The following is an 18221-nucleotide window of genomic DNA, read 5'->3' as shown; positions in this document are numbered from 1 at the left end:
CGCAGGACTAGCTACGTACCAATGTCGTGCTCGAACCCGGTATCACCGATCATCCCGATACTGCCGCGCGGTCTCCAGAAGTATTTCGACAAACTCCTGTATCGGTTGCGATGCGACTTCGTTCTTTCGCGTGATGACGCTGTAGTTCGTCAACGTGCGCCGGATCGGCACGCTTAGGTAGCCTAACAAGCCGCTTTTCACGTACTTGTCCATCGCCGCTTGCGGCTGCAAGGAAAGCATGTCGGTGGCCTGCAATAACTCCAGCGTCGAAAAGATGGAGGGCGTTTCCACGATGCCCACCGGCGCAACCATCCCGGCCGCCGCGAACGTCTCCTCGAAGAGTTGCCGCATTGCGGTGCCCGGCGGATAAAGAATCCATGGCCATCGCCCCAGGTCGGCGATCTCCAGTCGCCGTTGATCCAGCAAAGGATGATGCCGCCCGACGACCGCCCGCGCGGGTTCAGCGAGGAGGTCCACGACATCGAACAGCGCATCGTGCCGCGGCTCGGTCGGACGTCCCACCATCACGTCGAGACGCTTTTCTTCGAGCCACGTCGCGAGCTGGTCGCTGCTCTGTTCGACCAGCTTGATGATGAGCCGCGGCCGCCGTCGCTGAATCTCCTTGATGGCCGCGATGACCAGTTGCGCAGCCGAGGCCGGAATGAAGCCCACGGTAAGGTGCCCGTAGCCGCCGTTGCGCAACGTGGCGAACTCGCTCGAAAACTTGCCGAGGTTGGCGAGCGTCGTGCTCGCGTACTGCACCGACAACGCGCCCAGATAAGTCGGCCGCATCTCGCGCGGCAATCGATCGAAAAGGGGGGCGCCCAGCATCGCTTCGATATCGCTCAGGATTTTTGTCGCCGCCGGCTGCGTCAGGTGCATCTGTTCGGCCGCAATGCGCAAGTTGCGGCTGCGGCCGAGCAATTCGAGCAGCTGCAAGTGCCTGAACCGTAACTTCGTCAAGACTTGAGCAGTCGGCATGGCGGGTTCTTGGGGCATAAGGGTATACGCAGACGACCTCATAACCGGATGGAATCGATTGTACGCAATTAGCGATTGGACGCTTATCGAAGCCTCACCGGACAATCGAAAGATGGTCTCTGTCCGAACTCAATCCCTTGCCTGAAGCAAAATCATGAACGACAAAATCCGCTATTCCGCAACCGCGCTGCAACGCTTTGCACAGGACCTGCTGAGCAAGGCGGGCATGGACGAACCCAAGGCCCGAGCCGTTGCGAACACGCTCGTAGACGGTGATCTGATGGGACACGACACGCATGGTCTCGCGCTGCTCGCTCCGTATGTCGGTGAGATAGAGCGTGGCGCGATGACCTGCTCTGGCGAGCCGGACGTGATCTCGGACCGGGGCGCGAGCCTGCTGTGGGATGGCCGTCGTCTGCCGGGTCCGTGGCTGGTTCTCGAGGGCATCGAAACGCTAGCTCCGAGGGCGCGGGAATATGGCAGCGCGACGCTCGTGATTCGTCGCAGTCACCACATCGCGTGCCTTGCGAGCTACCTGGAGAAGGCAACCGCGAGCGGCTTCATGATCGTGCTCAGCAGTTCCGATCCGGCGGTGCAGAGCGTTGCGCCGCACGGCGGCACGCGCTCGGTTTTCACGCCCAATCCGATTGCAGCGGGCATCCCGACATCGGGGACGCCGTTTCTGATCGATATATCGTCGTCGACGGTGACTAACGGCATGACTGCGCGTTTGCATAAAGCCGGGCAACTCTTCGACGAAGCCTGCTTTCTCGATGCGAACGGCGAGCCGAGCCGCGATCCGGGCGTGTTATCGGCTGAGCCGCCGGGGTCGATCCTGCCGCTGGGCGGCATGACATGGGGCCACAAGGGCTTCGGGCTCGCGCTGCTGATCGAGGCGCTGACGGGCGGGCTGGCGGGCCACGGCCGGGCTGATCCCGCCGACGGATGGGGCGCCACGGTGTTCCTGTCGCTATACGATCCTGCTGCGTTCGGCGGGCTGGATGCGTTCGCCCGGCAGATGGACTGGATCGGTGACGCGTGCCGCGATAATCCGCCCCGCCCCGGCTGCTCGAATGTGCGAATGCCGGGCGATCGCGGCCTGAGCCTCAAGCGCGAGCAACTGCGTGACGGAGTGGCGCTGTATCCGACGATCGCGCCGGCGCTGGAGGCTTGCGGGGAGCGTTATGGGGTGCGGTTTCCGGAGGGCGTGGCTTAGGCCTGTTCGGGCGGTACAGGCAGCGCGAGAACCGTAGCTTTGAACGGCGCCCGCGTTTGCCTCGCGGCGTCTGAATCTCGCCTGGACTGGGAGAACCAGACCCATTGTTCCGTGCTCGCTAGAAATTACGGCAAACGAGCGAGCAACCGATCCTTCAGCGTCGGTGGCAATTTGATCACTTCAAGTTCATAGCGATTATCGCTTTCGTATTCCAGTTTGCCCTTCCCCCAATATGTCCTCATGGGCTCATGAGTAAGATCAGGAAACGTTCGCTCAGCTAGAAGGCTCGACTGATCCGCCGACCAGAGGCGTATCACGTTCATGTCGCCTGCATAGCAAAGTTCCAACACATATTGCCGGTCCGGCGCGCTGAATTTGTTGCAGTCAGAGGCCGCGATCGCCGAACGAATTTCGGCGAGGCGCCACTGATACAGACCCGTTCCGATGAGCGCAAAGATGAGCGCGGTCAGAACGCCTCGCATCAACATGGACCGAAGCCCCGATCTCCATGAACCGGCCGCGACCAGAATCGTCACGCCTGCGGCAAAAGCGAGAGACCAAGACAAGAGCCCTGCTTCGGCTGCATTTGCTATTCCCTCCATCAGAACCTCACTACGAGTGGCGGGTTGAGGTTTATCGTCCCGTAACCCAAAAGATTGCGGCAAATAAGCGAGCAACCGACCTCCAGCCCTGGTGGCAATCTGATTACGCTGAAGTGAACGCCGTTCTCGTCGCCGTCCTCGTATTGCACCTTGTCCCCTTCCTACTAAATCGTGATCGGATCGTCAGTGAAGCCGGCAAACGTTTTTTCGGCCAAGCGCTTCGAATTGTCTGCTGACCGGGGCCGTAATACGTTCAAATCGCCGGCATAGCAAATCTGGACAACATACTGGCGATCCGGCGCGAACGTTTCGAGCAGTGGGAAGCGGTTATCCGCGAGCGGGTATCGACGAGTCGCCAATGATAGAAACCCGTTCCAATGGTCAAGAAGATGATCGCCGTGAGCGGGCCTCGCTTCAACATCGACCGAAGTCCCGATTTCCAGGATCCGATAGCGATCAAAGCCGTCGCGGCAGCCGCGAAAGCCAACGTCCAAGGCAGAAGCCCTGCTTCGGCCACGCCTACGATTCCTCGCATCAGAATCTCACTTTGATTGGTGGAACGAGTTTTATCGTCCGGGAGTCGCTAAAGATCACGAAGTCGCCCCCGCGCTTATGCGTGATCTGCCACTTCCGATACGTCGAATTGTAGACGGGGTGATATACGTTGCCTCGCGTGCGAGGATCGGCGACGGCTACTGGAAAATCCGCGTACAGCCCCGCCTCCTCCGGGAGCGGCACGACGTCTCCCGGTGGCTCCCGATGCCAATTCAACGCGCTCAGTGCCGCACTGTAAGGCACTATGATTACGCCACTTCGGTTCCAGTGACCGAGATATTGCGACACTTGCCCCGGCTTATCACCGAACGTGTAATTGTCTTTGACATAGACGATAACGGTTCTGATCTCGGCGTCGCAACCGTCCCACGAAAAGACGACAGATTCCGGCGCCACATAGAAGTTGAATGAGCCGAGCGCGCCCGTAAGATCGTCGGGCAACCCCCTATACGCATACTCTCGATGCATGAATTGCGCGATCTTTTGCCTCATCGATCCTTCAACCGGTGAATACTGGAACTGGAAGTGCTTATGTAGCTCGGCCAAACTATTGCCAGTTAGATGCCGCGGAAATATCTGTCGATCGGGCCGGCGAAACGGCTCTATCATCGTGCGGAGGGTAGCAATTGCAAGAGGACTGCTGAGAACCTCGCGGCTCAACAGCCGCTCATACCCTTCCCGCGCCCGTTCGAACTTGAGCACCCAATCCAGCTTGACGAGCGACATCTCATACATCGACGGTGGATAAGGCTTGCCGTCCTGATTGATGAGCTTTCCCTCGTGCTCATTGGTCGGCGAATAGTTAAGCCCGCCCGCAAACCATCGCTCCATTAATTGCGCTGCTACGGGCATGTTCACCGCTCGCATTGCGCCAGGAATCTCTTGTAAGTCAAACGGCGGGATCTTGACTTGTTTGGCCGGCTTCGGCGGAGGGGGCGGTCGCTTCTTCGGCGGCTCATGCAAGAAGTCATGGACCTTCTGAAGGCCGTCAAGAAACGCGATGACCCGATCCGGCTTTTCGACAGGTGTTGGCGGTGGCGGCGGTGTGACGTGAAACTCGCACACAGGCGGTTCGCGCAAGAATGAGATGTCTAAGCCGGAGATAAGCTTGCAGCTATCGCGGCGCTTCCAGCGTCGCAGAATGTCGGAGCTGTAATAGGGAATCTTGACGTCTGAAATCTGCACAGGTCTCTCTCACGTATTCTTATAGCGAGTACGTTATCAAGAGCACCCTCTCGTTCAGCCTTTCTTGACTGTCATTTTTTGCACAACCAGACTCGAACTAACGCGACGCGGGAAGTGCCGCGACGATGCCTTATCGGCGAGCGCAAAACAACGCCCCCTCAACGCCGCACCCGCGATATCGATCGCGGGTGCAACCCAACATCCAAAGGTTCTTGAACCATCACCGCGCTTGCACAGCCGCCGGTATCGGCGCACGCACGAGCACCCAGTATCCGATGACCGCGAGAGCCGCCACGCCCGCACCGACGAACAGCGCAGGCTGGAACGAGTGCGACTGCTGCACGATGAAGCCAGTGATCACCGGAGCAAGCGCCCCGCCGAAGTAGCCCCCGAAGTTCTGCATCGCGCCGATGGATGCGGTGCAGTTGGCCGGCGCCGCAACGGACGCCATGGCCCACGCCGCGCTGCTCGAAACGTACAGCAGCAGCATCGAGATCGAGATGAAGATCACGGCGAGCGTCGCGCTGTGCGTGAGGCCGGTCAGAACCGTGAAAAACGCCACGCCCAGCAACGATGCCGCCATCGGGTACTTGCGGCTGTTGATCGCGGAAACGCCTCGCTTCGCGAGCACGTCGCAGACCTTGCCGCCCGAAAGACTGCCCACCACCCCGAAAAGATAAGGCACCGCCGCGACCCATCCCGACTTCGCGATGGTCAGGTGGAACTCCATCTGCAGGTAAGTCGGCAGCCACGCGTTGTAAAGCCACAGAACGTAGATCGTCCCGAAAAAGCCCAGAAGCATGCCCCACGTCGTGCCGAATCCAAACAGGCGACGCCAGTCGTTCCAGGTCGGCCGCGACGTGTCTTCGCCTTCTTCGTCGGTCAGATACGCCCGTTCGCGCTGGGTCAGATCGACCTGATGCGGGTCGCGATGCACGAGGTAGAAGCCGAGTGCAAGAACCAGTCCGGCGATACCCATGATGCCGAACATCCATCGCCAGCCGACCGTCAGCATGACGACCGTCAGCAACGGCGCCGATATCGCGGTCCCGAGCGTCGATGAGCTGTTCCAGATGCCGGTCGCCGCACCGCGCTCTTTCTTGCCGAACCAGTCGCGCACCACCTTCGCGCTCGTAGGGAATTGCGGCGCCTCGCCAATGCCCAGCACCATGCGGGCCGCGAAGAACTGGCCGAAGGTGCTCACGACGCCACCGAACGCCTGCGCGACCGACCATGTCGCGAGACTGACTGACAGCATGACGCGCGCGCCGAAGCGATCGACGAATGCGCCGGCCGGCAATTGCGCGAACGCATACGCCCAGAGAAACGCGGAAAGCAGCAGACCCATCTCGGCAACCGAGAGCCCGAGGTCTTGCCGGATGAGCGGATTGGCGATAGAGAGCGTCGCGCGATCGATGTAATTGACGATCCCGCTTAGCAGAAGCAACGCAAGCGCCGTGCGCTGGATCCTCCGCACTCTTGCCGATGCCTTGTCGCTCGTGGCGATGTCATGAGCGCCGCCTGCATCCGGTTGCGGCACGCCTGAAACGGGGGACGACTGCTCCATGTATCGAGTCTCCTGGCAATGTCATTCTCGTGGCTGATTCTGTTTTTGACGCCGCACCCGCGCATTACCGCAGTGGACTGACGCACGATATGACTGCACCTGCCGGAAATCCAATCAAATTTGCCCGCGAACCGATTCCAATTGCTTATGGCGCGGTAGGGGCAAACCCGCGCTGCCGAGGCGTCGACGACGGCGCGCGCGTAGTCATCGCTGCGCGGCGTTCTGTTCGATAACGCTCATGTCAGTAATTCGACAGCTTGCGTGAGAGAAGCAATCGACGCTTGCCGATCCTCCAGAACCGCATCGCTTGAACTGCCGCAGGTCAGCAGCTCGAATGCCGGGACCCTATCGCAAACGTTCGGGGCCGGCTGGAATATCGGTGTCGTCGCCCTCGAGCCCGAGCGCCCAACGCAAATCGCACGCGAAGTCGTTACAGACGCTCTCCCACTCGCTCGTTCCAACGATGCAGTCGCGCGGATTCTTCTTGCCGCGTGCTCTGCGGATCAGTTCGATGCTGGTTGCGAGCGCTCGCGCTTCGGCTCGCAGCGGATCGTCGCCGGTGATGTTGGGGCTTGCTTCGTTTCTCATTGCTCGGTTTTCGGCGCGCCGCCGGGAACCTTTAATGGCAAGCCTCCGAACACCGGGTCGCGCGCTTCATTCGAAGGCCCTGCGGTTCGAGGGCGAAACCGCTTGCGCTTGCTTCGAGTGTCGACAACGGGAAGCAGCGCCGACGCCAGACGGCAGCCGATTCTGGCTCGCGCCATATGTCGGCGTCCTGCGCATTCGCGCCTGTCTGCCGCATCAGGCGGATCTCACAGCACCGCGCTCACGCCCCCGTCCACCGCGAGAATCTGCCCGGTGATGTGCTTGCCCGCATCGCTCGCGAAAAGCAATGTAGCGCCCTTCAGATCTTCGTCGTCGCCAAGGCGATGCAGGGGCACGCGCGCGCACATGCGATCGGCGCCCCAGTTGTCGAGCGAGCCCTGCGTCATCTTCGTCGGAAAAAGCCGGGTGCGAGCGCGTTGACCGTGATGCCGTGCTCGCCCCATTCCGCCGCCAGCGCGCGCGTGAAGTTCAGGAGCGCGCCTTTCGACGTGTTATGGGCGATCGTCTCCATCGTGCCCGGCGCATTGCCCGCGAGTCCGTAGATGGACGCTACGTTGATGACGCGGCCGCTGCCGCGCGGAATCATCGACAGCTTGCCGATGCGCTGCGTCAGCAGAAAGATCCCACGGATATTCAGGTTCATCACCTTGTCCCAGGCTCCGACCGGGAAGTCTTCCGCCGCCGCGCCCCAGGTCGCCCGCGCGTTGTTCACGAGAATGTCGATACGTGCGAATCGCGCGAGCGCTTCGTCCGCGAGCCGCGCGATGTCCTCGTCGCGTGCGGCGTCGGCGGAAATCCAGTCCGCCTCGATGCCGCGCGAGCGCAGGAGCGCGACGGCTTCCTCCAGTTCGCCGGTCTTGCGCGCGGAAAGCATCAAGCGTGCGCCCTGCTCGCCGAGCGCCTGCGCGATCTGCAAGCCGAGCTTGCGCGAGCCCCCGGTGATGAGTGCAGTCTTGCCGTTCAAGTCGAATAGTTGTGACACGGTACGTGCTGTCATGCTCGTCTCGTCAGGAATGAGCGATTGGATTCAGAACCACGCGTCCTGCATATCGAGCAGGGTGCGGTCGAGCGACGCGAGGAAATCGAGCTGGGCGGACACGCGCGGCAATTCCCAGCGGAAGAAATAGCCCGCCGCCGCGAGCTTGCCGCGGTAGAACGCTTCGTCGTCCATGCGCTCGGCGGCGACTGCGCCCGGCAGTGCCTGACGAGCGGCGATCGCCTGTTCGAGCCACACCCACGCCATCACCACATGCCCGAACGCTTCCAGATATAGCGATGCGTTCGCAAGCGTCACGCTGGCGTCTGCCGCCGCCCACATGCGCTTCGTGACGCTCGTGAGCCGTGAAGCCGACTGCGTCAGTTCGTGCGCGTGGCGTTGCAGATTCGGCGTGGCGCCGTCCTGCGCGCGCAATGCCGTTGCGCGCATGGCGTCTTCCAGCAGCCGCAGGGCCGCGCCATCGTGCATCACCACTTTGCGTCCCAGCAGATCGAGCGCCTGAATGCCGTGCGTGCCTTCGTGTATCGGGTTCAGGCGATTGTCGCGATAGAACTGTTCGACGTTGTATTCGCGCGTGTAGCCATAGCCGCCGTGGACCTGAATGGGGAGGCTATTGCCTTCGAGACATCACTGCGACGGCCAGCTCTTCGCAATCGGCGTGAGGATTTCGAGCAGTAGCGAGGCACGCTCGCGCGACGCGTCTTCGCTGGCGGCGCGCGCCTCGTCGACGAGCTTCGCGCAGTACAGGTTCAGCGCCAGCGCGCCCTCGGCGTAGCTCTTTTGCGCGAGCAACATGCGGCGAATGTCCGCGTGCTCCACGAGCCTGACCTGCGGGCTCGCCGGATTCTTGCCGCCCGGCCCGGTGCTGCGCCCTTGCGGCCGGTTGCGCGCATAGTCGAGGGCATGCAGGTAGCCGGTGTAACCGAGCATCGACGCCGCAAGGCCGACGCCGATGCGCGCCTCAGATCACGCCGGGAAAGGATCAGCGACATGCCGCGCTCCTTGTCAAAGCACTTCGAAAAGGCCGGCGGCGCCCTGACCGCCGCCGATGCACATCGTCACGACGACGTGCTTCACGCCGCGCCGCTTGCCTTCGATCAACGCATGCCCGACCAGACGCGCGCCCGATACGCCGTACGGATGCCCGACCGCGATCGCGCCGCCGTTCACGTTCAGCCGATCCATCGGGATGCCGAGCGTGTCCGCGCAATACAGCACCTGCACGGCGAACGCTTCGTTCAGTTCCCACAGGCCGATGTCGTCGACAGCAAGACCCGCTTTCTTCAACAGCTTTGGCACCGCGAACACGGGACCGATGCCCATTTCATCCGGCTCGCATCCGGTGACGGCGAAGCCGCGGAACACGCCGAGCGGCTGCAAGCCCTTCGCGGCGGCGGTGCGCGCGTTCATCACGACAGCCGCCGATGCGCCATCCGAGAACTGCGACGCATTGCCCGCCGAAACGACACCGCCCGCGAACGCGGTCCGAATCTTCGACACGCCTTCGAGCGTGGTATCGGCGCGGATGCCTTCGTCGGCGGCGATCGTGACCTCGCGGCTGACGATCTGACCCGTGGCCTTGTCGGTGATGCCGGCGAGCACGGTCATCGCCACGATTTCGTCGTTGAAGAGGCCGGCCGCCTGCGCCGCCGCCGCACGCTGCTGGCTGCGCACGCCGTACTCGTCCTGGCGCTCCTTCGATACGCCGTAGCGCTTCGCGACCTGCTCGGCGGTCTGCAGCATGCTCCAGTAGATTTCCGGCTTCTGGCGGGCGAGCCACGGATCCGCGGCGAAGGTCTGATTCATCTGCCGCTGCGTCCATGAGATGCTTTCGACGCCGCCCGCGACGAACACGTCGCCTTCCCCGGCGATCACGCGCTGAGCCGCCATCGCGATAGCCTGCAGGCCGGACGAGCAGAAACGATTCACGGTTGCGCCCGGCACGCTGACGGGACATCCGGCGCGCAACGCGATCTGCCGCGCGATATTGCCGCCCGTCGCGCCTTCCGGATTCGCGCAGCCGATCAGCACGTCCTCCACTTCGCCGGCCTCGATGCCCGCGCGCGCAATGGCGTGCTGCACGGCGTGTCCGCCGAGGGACGCGCCGTGCGTCATGTTGAACGCGCCTTTCCAGCTTTTCGCGAGCGCGGTGCGCGCGGTCGATACGATTACTGCGTCAGTCATGTCGTGTCCCTCTGCCGTTCTTTTGGAAAGCGCCGCGCGCTCAGTCGTTGAAGCCCTTGCCGTCGTTTGCCCGTTCTTCGAGCGAACGGGCGATGCGCCACGCATGTCCCTGATAGCCCTTCGCATAGCGCCGCATCGCCTGTGCGACGTTGAAGAGTCCGACCTGATCCGCGTACAGCATCGGGCCGCCCCGGAACTTCGGAAAGCCGTAGCCGTTGAGATAAACCATGTCGATATCCGACGCCTTGGAAGCGATGCCCTCCTCGAGAATCAGCGCGCCCTCGTTCACGAGCGCGTAGATCAGCCGTTCGACGATCTCGGCGTCGCTGATCTTGCGGCGCGTCACGCCGATTTCACTGGAATGGCGCACGATCATGTCGTTGACGACCGGGCTCGGGTACGCCTTGCGATCGCCCGGCTTGTAGTCGTACCAGCCGGCTGCGGTCTTCTGCCCGAAGCGGCCCATTTCGCACAGCAGGTCGCCGGTCTTCGAGTAGTTGAACTCCGGCTGCTCGACCGCGCGCCGCTTGCGAATGGCCCAGGCGATATCGTTGCCGGCCATGTCGATCATGCGGAACGGGCCCATTGCAAAGCCGAATTGCTCGATCGCGCGATCCACCTGCTCGGGCAATGCGCCCTCGTCCAGCAGAAAGCCCGCCTGGCGGCTGTACTGCTCCAGCATTCGATTGCCGATGAAGCCGTCGCACACGCCCGACACCACCGCGACCTTGCCGATTTTCTTTGCGAGTTGCATCACCGTGGCGAGCACGTCGTGGGACGTCTTGTCGCCGCGCACGACTTCGAGCAGCTTCATTACGTTGGCCGGACTGAAGAAATGCAGCCCGACCACGTCTTGTGGCCGCCGCGTGAACGACGCGATGCGGTTCACATCGAGCGTCGAGGTATTGGACGCGAGGATCGCGCCCGGCTTCATGACTTCGTCGAGCGTGCGGAACACCGTTTCCTTCACGCCCAGTTCTTCGAACACCGCTTCGATCACGAGATCGGCGTTCGCGATGTCCTTGTACGACAGCGTGGTCGACAACAGGCTCATGCGCGTTTCGAGCGCGTCCTGACTGAGCTTGCCTTTCTTCGCGGTGTTCTCGTAATTGCGGCGGATGGTCGCGACACCGCGTTCCAGTGCATCGGCTTTCGTTTCGAGCACGGTCACGGGAATGCCCGCGTTCAGGAACGTCATGGCGATACCGCCGCCCATCGTGCCCGCACCGATGACCGCGACCCTGGCGATGGTGCGCGCGGGTGTATCGGCGGGTACGTCGGGGATGCGGCTCGCGGCGCGTTCGCCAAGAAAAGCGTGCCGCAATGCGCGCGCTTCCGGCGTGCCGAGCAGTTCCATGAAACGGCGGCGCTCCTCGCGCAGGCCTTCATCGAACGGTCTGAGCGATGCGGCGATGGCCTCCACGCATTGCAGCGGCGCGGGGAACGGCCCGGCGCCAGCCGCGACCGTCGTGCGCGCGAAGCCCAGATACGCTTCGGGGCTCGCATGACGGACCGCAAGATTGCGCACCCTGGGATGCGGCTCCGACGCCCGCGCGATCCGACGCGCGAAGCCGACTGCCGCTTCGAGCACGTCGCCATCGACGAGTTCGTCGAAGAGGCGCGTATCGGCGAGCTTTTCCGCAAGCACGGTCTTGCCCGACACGATCATGTTCAACGCCGCTTCGAGGCCGATCACGCGAGGCAGGCGCTGCGTGCCGCCGGCGCCCGGCAGCAGGCCGAGATTCACTTCCGGCAACGCGATCTGCGTGCCTTTCGCCGCAATCCGATAGTGGCAGCCGAGCGCGAGTTCCAGACCGCCGCCCATCGCGAACCGAACGAATGGCCGCGACGACCGGCTTGCCCGACGCCTCGATCATCTCGATGACGGTATGCAGGCTCGGCTCCCGAAAGGCTTTCGGCGTACCGAATTCGCGGATGTCCGCACCGCCCGAGAATGCCTTTCCCGAGCCAGTCAGCACGATGGCCTGGACCGATGAATCGTCGAGCGCGCGCGTCATGCCCTCCACGATGCCGACGTGCGTGCGATGGCCGAGGCCATTGACAGGAGGATTGTCCAACGTGATGACGGCTACTGCGTCACGGACCTGATAGTGCGCTGTCATGCGGGTTCCTTGTATGTCTCGATGTTGTCGTCGGCGCGGCGGACGGGCGCGAACGGGCCCGGGCGAGCGCGACACGCGCCTCGCCTGCGCGACACTGCCCGCCTGAACGTTTAAGAGGTTAATCAGCTTTGGCCGTTCGTTTCCCCCCTCGTTAAGAGAGGGACGGGCCCGGCGCGGACCATCCTGTTCTGCCGATGCAGCCGGCGCGACGGCACCATCCGCAGGCGCTGGCGCAGCAACGCTCGACCGGCTGACCGCGCGCGAGAGCCGTGAAAGTCGCGGTGCTTACGAGGCGACATACGATCCATCGACGCCGGGAAAGGCGTGCGGCCCTTTCACTCGCGGTGGCTCGGGCATCCGCGATAGCCGCGCCGCTATGGACGGGCGCGTCGTTCTTCGCCGACATCGCACGATCTGCGCGGCGCGGGTTGTAGTCGCGGCTGGAACGGGCTGGCAGCGATCCGTCGCATGTTGCTGATACTTGTCACGCGCCGCCTTGTTGTAACGATGCGTGCGGGTTGAGGCTCGCCACCACGAGGAGGCCCACGAACATCAGCACGCCGTGCGCGGCAGACTCGCGCCGATCGCAGCCCGATACACCGCCGCGATCCGCACCACCGCCATGAAGCGTGACTCTCGATGAATACGCCGAACAGCGGACCCGCGACACGGCTCATTTCCAACGCGGCAGAGAAGCGATCACATTACGTCCGCGCTCGCGCAGCGGCACGATGCTGCCGAAAAGCGTTTGAGACATCGTCATAGGCCGACTGCGCCGCGCCGAACGGCGCGTAAGCCGCCAGAAAGATGCCGATGCTCGCCGCGACGCCGTACATGTCCAAGAGCTAGCCATAGGGCGGCCCGCTCACGGTCGAGCCGAGGTCGGCAAGGATGCTGCGACGAACCACGTCGGGTGATTCAGGCCGCCGAGTTCGCCGGCGATGAGGAGAGCGCCGTCGACACGATGCTCTGATCGAGCGCGGCAAGCATGATCGCGAGAAAGCAGCCGGCGAATACGCGGCGGCGCTGTTGCGATGGAATGGCGGGCGACGATGGGAATGCAAGCGCGAATCGCCGTGTGAAGGCGACGGTCACATCCCCGACAGTGAGCCGCAAGGCCGGCCGGCTCTTACCGTCCGTCGACGGTTTGCCGGCGCATGATGCGTACCGGCTTGTGGGTCCTCCGGGTCCGCAGAACGGCGATCCGGTGATTGAACGTGTTCATGGCCATCGACGGCGAAGCATGCAGCGCCGAACGATGGCCGCGCAATAAGATCAGGAGCCCTTGTAGACGTTACAGGCCAGTCCCGCCGGGCAATTCGCCGGGTTTTGTCCCCGCACCCATTCGCCGTAATTGCGCGCGCCGGCATTCGTTGCGCCATACGTCGAGCCGCCGTAGTCCGCGCCTCGATAGGTGGACGGGCCGTAGGTGGCCGTGCTTGCATCGCTCGTGTGTGATGCGCCGGCCGTCGGCGCGCCCTGCTCTTGTGCGATGGCAGCCCCGCTCGAGATGAAAGCACCAGCGGCGGCAATCGTGAAAAGATGACGTAGTTTCATGTTGATTCCTCTCGCAAGTTGGTTCGCTGCGGCGGATGCTGACAGCTTCCATCCGCGTCCTCAGCGGTATTCATCTGAGCAACTCGCGTACCCGGCACGCGCCTGGCCGAGACCGCATCGCCCGCTTCCACTACGCGAACTCGACGCGCCGGCCATGCTCCCTCGCCGCGATCGCTTCCTGCCTGACAAGGGCGCGGAACTGATCGAACGACATGGGTCGTCCGGTCAGAAAGCCTTGCACCACGTCGCAGCCAGCATCGACGAGCCAGGCAAGCTGCTTCGGCTCTTCGACGCCCTCGGCCACCGCGTGCAATCCGAAGCTATGCGCCATCGAAAGGATCGCGGTCACGATAGCCTGCCCGTCCTCCGGAATGCGTTCGATGAACGAGCGGTCGATTTTGAGCGCATTCACGGGAAACGCATGCAGATACGAAAGCGACGAATAGCCGGTTCCGAAGTCGTCGATGGACAAGAGCACGCCTGCATCGCGCAGACGATTCATCACCTCGATACCGGTCTCGCGGTTGGCGATCAGATGGCTTTCGGTCAGCTCCAGTTCGAGCAGCGCGGGCGGAAGCGCGCTGGCGTTCAGCGCCGCCATCACATCCTCGACAAAGTTCGGATGCCTTAACTGTCGCGCCGATACGTTCACCGCGACGCGCACGGCCGCGCCCGGCGACGATGCATTCCATGTCGCCGCCGCGACGCATGCGCGTTGCAGGATGGAGCGCCCGAGCAAGACGATCAGATCGCTGTTCTCGGCGATCGGAATGAACTCTCCGGGCGACACGATCCCTTCTTCCCCATGTGTCCAGCGCGCCAGCACTTCGGCGGCGACGAGCGTGCCGCTGCGGCATTCGAACTGCGGCTGGAAGACGAGATCGAGCGCATCGCTTTCCACGGCCTTGCGCAATTCCGCTTCGAGATAGGCGCGGCGATGCGCGGCGTCCATCATCTCGGCGGAGAATCCGACGACCGTGTTCTTGCCGCGGCTTTTCGCTTCGTATAGGGCGATGTCCGCGCTCGTCATGAGACTGCCGCTATCGTCGCCTGCTTCGGGAAAGCTCGCGTAACCGATGCTCGCGGTCACGTTGATCTCGCGCCCGCACAGCGTGGCCGGACGGCACAGCGCCGCGCCGATCTCGACCGCAAGGTCCGCAACCGCCGCCCGCTTCCACGAACTCGTCAGCGTGACCGCGAACTCGTCGCCGCCCATGCGGCTGACCATTGCGCGTCCGCCGACGCTGCTTTCGAGCACATGGGCGACGTGCTGCAACAGTTGATCGCCCGCGCCGTGGCCGAGCGTATCGTTCACGGTCTTGAAGTCGTCCAGGTCGATCAGCACGAGGCCCAGATAACGGTTCGGCTCCTTCGCGCCCGCGAGCCGTTCATCAAGCGACTCATAGAACGTGCGGCGGTTGGGCAGATTCGTGAGCGGATCGGTGCGCGCGAGATATTCGAGTTCGCGTTCGGCTTCGCCTACGCGCCGCCGCATGCGATTCATCACGAGCGTGGAGATCCATAACGCGCCGAGACATGCAACACCGAGAAAACATGCGTATTGCACGAGCTGCCGACGCACGAGATCGCTCGTCGCGACCAGCACCACATAGCCAAGCCGGTGCCCGTTATGCTCGATCGGCGCACGCACGAATACATCGCCCAGCGAAAGCGTCGTGCGCTGTTCGGCCGATTGCAGCGTGCCCTCTTCCGCTTCCGCCGGCGCGATGCCTTCGCGCGCATAGCGTGTGAAAAGCCGCCCGTCCCTGCGATAAACGCTGAGGCTCTCGACATACGCCACGCGGCCGAGCGAGCGCAGCACGTCTTTCATCGAGCGTTCGTCTTCGAACATCAGCGACGCACTGATGTTTTCCGATATCACCGAGGCCTGCAGCGTCGCGTCGTCGTAGAGCGCGCTGCGAAAGGCCACCGCCTGATACAGCAACAGCACGATGCTCGCGGCCACGAGCGCGATACCGACGCTCACCAGATTCGCGCGCACCGTGAGGCGTCCCGCGCTGCCCTTACGCGTGCCGGTGGATTTCACTTGAGCCTCCTTGCGAGCCGCAGCAATTTGGAACTGAGCACGAGCTTGCGGCGCACCGCTTCGCCGTTGTTGATCTCGAAGCGCAGATGATCGTCTTCCGCGACGAGTGCGATGACCGCATCGCCGGGCGTGATCGCGCCGACGCCCGCGACGATGAGCAGGGCATCGTCGGATGCGAAGGCATCGCGCATTGCGCCGCTCGTTTCATCGTTGCTCGCGATTGCGAGCACATCGCAATCGGCGAGCGTCTTGTCGGCGAGACTCGTGAAGCGCCACACGCGCGCGCCGACCGCACGGCCATTCAATGCCGCGAGCGCTTCTCGCAGCGGACTGCGCGCACTGGCGCAGACGCGCAGTTCAGCGTGATGCGTGCGATCGGCGGGCCATTGCGTGAATTGCGTGAAGTTGAAGATGTACGCGCTTTCGAGCTTGCGAAGATCCGTTTGCGCATGAACGCACCAGGCCCCGGCCGAACCTGCCGTGAAGACACATAGCGCGAGGTAGCGACGCAACGACATCATCAGAACCCGTAGACCAGTTTGGCGAGCAGGGTGCGGCTCTGCTGCACGATCACATTCTGCTGAAAGCCGGGGCCGGCGGGATCGGCATAGCGACGGTCGAACACGTTATAGAGCGACACCGACGCGTCTGCGCGCGGCACGAGCTTCGGACTATGCACGGTCAGATTCGCGATGCAATAGCCGCTTGCCGAACTCGTCTGCGCAAGGCGCGACGACATGCACTGAAACTCCGCGCCAGCGCGTGCGCGGGCAGCGAAGAACGGTGCGCTCACGTTGAGCTTGCCCATGTGACGCGGCGAGTTCTGCAATGCGCCGCCCAGGATCGAATCGCGCGAGAGCTGATACGAATAACTCGCGCGCACGCGCAGACTCGACGCGAACTGCTGCTGCCATGCGAGTTCCGCGCCGCGCGCCTGCGCACGTTCGACGTTGCGAAAGACGTAGAGACCGGTATCGGGATCGATGGACTCCGTGATGACATCGCGCAGCCGGTAGCGATACAGCGTGATGGTCGCGCGCCCCATGCCACCCAGCGCGCGTTCATAGACGAGTTGCTGCGTGCCGATATGCTCCGATTTCAGCATCGCATTCGCGAGCTGCCCGCCTTCGCCGGGAAACGCGTAGTACATCTCGTATGCGTTCGGCGCACGGTAAGCCGCGCCATAGATGAGCTTGAAGGTATCGCTCGAGGTTGGCTGCCAGATCAGCGCGATGCGGGGACTGAAGTTGCCGCCGACCTTGCTCTCGGTATCGTAGCGGCCGCCGATATCGAGCGTGAGCGGTTCGGCCAGCCTGATTTCATCGTCGATATAGACGCCGATGCGATGACTCACGCGATGATCGTCGAGCAATCGCTCGTACGGCGCGACGTTGTAATTCCACTGATCGCGCGCCGCGTTCAACGTGTAGTCGACACCGAACACAATGCGATTGCGCGGCACGGTACGCACGGTCGCGTGCACATCGCCGCCGTACCACAACGCGTGATCGCCATCGACGTTTGCAATGCCGGGCGCCGGCGGATTGATCTGCCGGCTCGTGTAGTCGTAGTGACCGCCATACGCTTCGTAGTCGATCGCGATGCCCTCGCGCAGCGTCTGCCGGTACGTGGCATCGAAGAAGGCATGCGTATCCGTCACGCTGAACGGTGCGTTGAAGATGGCGTCGTAAGGCGCGCCCGGCACGTTCTTCGTGCGATTGCCGTATCCCGCGCTGATGCGGAAGTCGCCGATGCCGAACTTCGCGAAGAGCTTCTGATTGCGCTCGCCATCGAGATTGCGGGCGACGCCGTTGTTCTGATCGGGCGTATCGAATTCGGGGTAGTACAAGTCCTGTCCGTGACGTTCATACGCCGTTGCGGACAACAGGAGATCGGCATTGCCTGCCCCGTGCCAGCCATAAGTCACGCGCGCCTCCTTCTCGCCGAAGCTGCCGGCCGCGCCTGCAATCTGCGCACCGCCTATGTCCGTGCCCTTCTTCGTGATCACGTTGACAATGCCGAACAGCGCGTTCGATCCATACACGGCCGAGCCCGGACCCGGTATGTACTCGATGCGATCGACGAGATCCATGTCCACCGGAAAGTCCGATCCGACAGCCGCCTGATCGTAGACCGCATCGTTCAGGCGCATGCCGTCGACCAGCAGAAGAAAGCGGCTGTTGTAGTCGCCCGGACGCTGAAAGCCGCGCGCGCCGAGATACGCATACATGCGATCGGATGTGACATACAGGCCGGGCAGCGTTGCGAGCGCATCGGCAAGCGTGCGCCAGCCATGATCGCGAATATCGTCGGAGGTGAGGATCGTGACGGCGGCCGGCGCGCTCGATGCAGGCTGCGAGATGCGCGTCGCTCCGCTGACAGTCATGTTCATCAGCGATTCGAGCGGCAAGGACGCGAGATCATCGCCCGCGAGCGATGACGCGACCGCGGCTTCGACGGGCGCCGCCGCAATGCCGAACGTCGCCGCCATGACGAGCCCTGCAAGCCAGGGCAGCCACGAAACGGCGAAGCACGAACGGATGAGAGAGGCACCTCGGAGCGACATCTGTACGTCTGGATATATGAGCGTCTGTGCCTCGT

13 protein-coding genes and 3 pseudogenes are annotated in these 18221 nt (G+C 63.0%); 1 reads left to right on the top strand and 15 read right to left on the bottom strand.

Annotated features, from left to right (window positions below; translation table 11 throughout):
* Positions 1 to 42: 42 nt before the first annotated feature.
* Positions 43 to 981, bottom strand: a complete 939-nt coding sequence (locus P9220_RS21955) for a LysR family transcriptional regulator (protein WP_404980314.1) — start codon at positions 979 to 981, stop codon at positions 43 to 45.
* Between the two features lie 154 nt (positions 982 to 1135).
* Between P9220_RS21955 and P9220_RS21950 the strand changes: the two genes are divergently transcribed.
* Positions 1136 to 2197 carry an Ldh family oxidoreductase gene (locus P9220_RS21950; RefSeq protein WP_309767659.1) on the top strand — a complete coding sequence of 354 codons (1062 nt, stop codon included), beginning with the start codon at positions 1136 to 1138 and terminating at the stop codon, positions 2195 to 2197.
* A 125-nt stretch (positions 2198 to 2322) separates the two neighbouring features.
* Here the strand turns inward: P9220_RS21950 and P9220_RS21945 are convergent, their stop codons facing one another.
* The 14 genes and pseudogenes from P9220_RS21945 to P9220_RS21870 all read right to left on the bottom strand — a co-directional run bounded on the left by P9220_RS21945 (position 2323) and on the right by P9220_RS21870 (position 18186).
* Positions 2323 to 2799, bottom strand: coding sequence for a hypothetical protein (locus P9220_RS21945; protein WP_309767657.1), 477 nt, complete (start codon positions 2797 to 2799; stop codon positions 2323 to 2325).
* 164 nt (positions 2800 to 2963) lie between these two features.
* Positions 2964 to 3293, bottom strand: a complete 330-nt coding sequence (locus tag P9220_RS21940; protein WP_309767655.1) for a hypothetical protein — start codon at positions 3291 to 3293, stop codon at positions 2964 to 2966.
* A 40-nt stretch (positions 3294 to 3333) separates the two neighbouring features.
* Complete coding sequence (locus P9220_RS21935; protein ID WP_309767653.1) at positions 3334 to 4539, bottom strand: DUF6402 family protein; 1206 nt, start codon at positions 4537 to 4539, stop codon at positions 3334 to 3336.
* 220 nt (positions 4540 to 4759) lie between these two features.
* The gene (locus P9220_RS21930) at positions 4760 to 6106 is read right to left on the bottom strand and encodes an MFS transporter (protein ID WP_309767651.1); all 1347 of its coding nucleotides are present in this window, start codon (positions 6104 to 6106) and stop codon (positions 4760 to 4762) included.
* A gap of 345 nt (positions 6107 to 6451) precedes the next feature.
* Entirely contained in the window at positions 6452 to 6694 is a 243-nt protein-coding gene (locus tag P9220_RS21925) for a hypothetical protein (RefSeq protein ID WP_309767649.1), read from the bottom strand.
* Between the two features lie 224 nt (positions 6695 to 6918).
* A pseudogene (locus P9220_RS21920) lies at positions 6919 to 7709 on the bottom strand (SDR family oxidoreductase).
* A 30-nt stretch (positions 7710 to 7739) separates the two neighbouring features.
* Positions 7740 to 8675: pseudogene (locus tag P9220_RS27095) on the bottom strand (acyl-CoA dehydrogenase); the annotation flags it as partial.
* Between the two features lie 39 nt (positions 8676 to 8714).
* Entirely contained in the window at positions 8715 to 9893 is a 1179-nt protein-coding gene (locus P9220_RS21900; RefSeq protein ID WP_309767645.1) for an acetyl-CoA C-acyltransferase, read from the bottom strand.
* A 40-nt stretch (positions 9894 to 9933) separates the two neighbouring features.
* Positions 9934 to 12016 (bottom strand): annotated as a pseudogene (locus tag P9220_RS21895) (3-hydroxyacyl-CoA dehydrogenase NAD-binding domain-containing protein).
* Positions 12017 to 12934: 918 nt separating this feature from the next.
* Complete coding sequence (locus P9220_RS21890) at positions 12935 to 13132, bottom strand: hypothetical protein (RefSeq protein ID WP_309767643.1); 198 nt, start codon at positions 13130 to 13132, stop codon at positions 12935 to 12937.
* A gap of 159 nt (positions 13133 to 13291) precedes the next feature.
* On the bottom strand, positions 13292 to 13573 hold the full coding sequence (locus P9220_RS21885) for a hypothetical protein (RefSeq protein ID WP_309767642.1): 282 nt from the start codon (positions 13571 to 13573) through the stop codon (positions 13292 to 13294).
* A 130-nt stretch (positions 13574 to 13703) separates the two neighbouring features.
* Complete coding sequence (locus tag P9220_RS21880) at positions 13704 to 15620, bottom strand: EAL domain-containing protein (protein WP_309767640.1); 1917 nt, start codon at positions 15618 to 15620, stop codon at positions 13704 to 13706.
* On the bottom strand, positions 15617 to 16141 hold the full coding sequence (locus P9220_RS21875; RefSeq protein WP_309767638.1) for a YfiR family protein: 525 nt from the start codon (positions 16139 to 16141) through the stop codon (positions 15617 to 15619). The genes P9220_RS21880 and P9220_RS21875 overlap by 4 nt, the downstream gene beginning before the upstream one ends.
* Positions 16141 to 18186: a TonB-dependent receptor domain-containing protein gene (locus P9220_RS21870; protein WP_309767637.1), complete on the bottom strand. Its 2046-nt coding sequence runs from the start codon at positions 18184 to 18186 to the stop codon at positions 16141 to 16143. The genes P9220_RS21875 and P9220_RS21870 overlap by 1 nt, the downstream gene beginning before the upstream one ends.
* Between the last annotated feature and the right edge of the window lie 35 nt (positions 18187 to 18221).

Source organism: Caballeronia sp. LZ016 (genome assembly GCF_031450805.1).
Classification (GTDB): domain Bacteria; phylum Pseudomonadota; class Gammaproteobacteria; order Burkholderiales; family Burkholderiaceae; genus Caballeronia.
The sequence above is the reverse complement of the archived record's forward strand: the minus strand, read 5'-3'. Positions and strand labels throughout refer to the sequence as shown.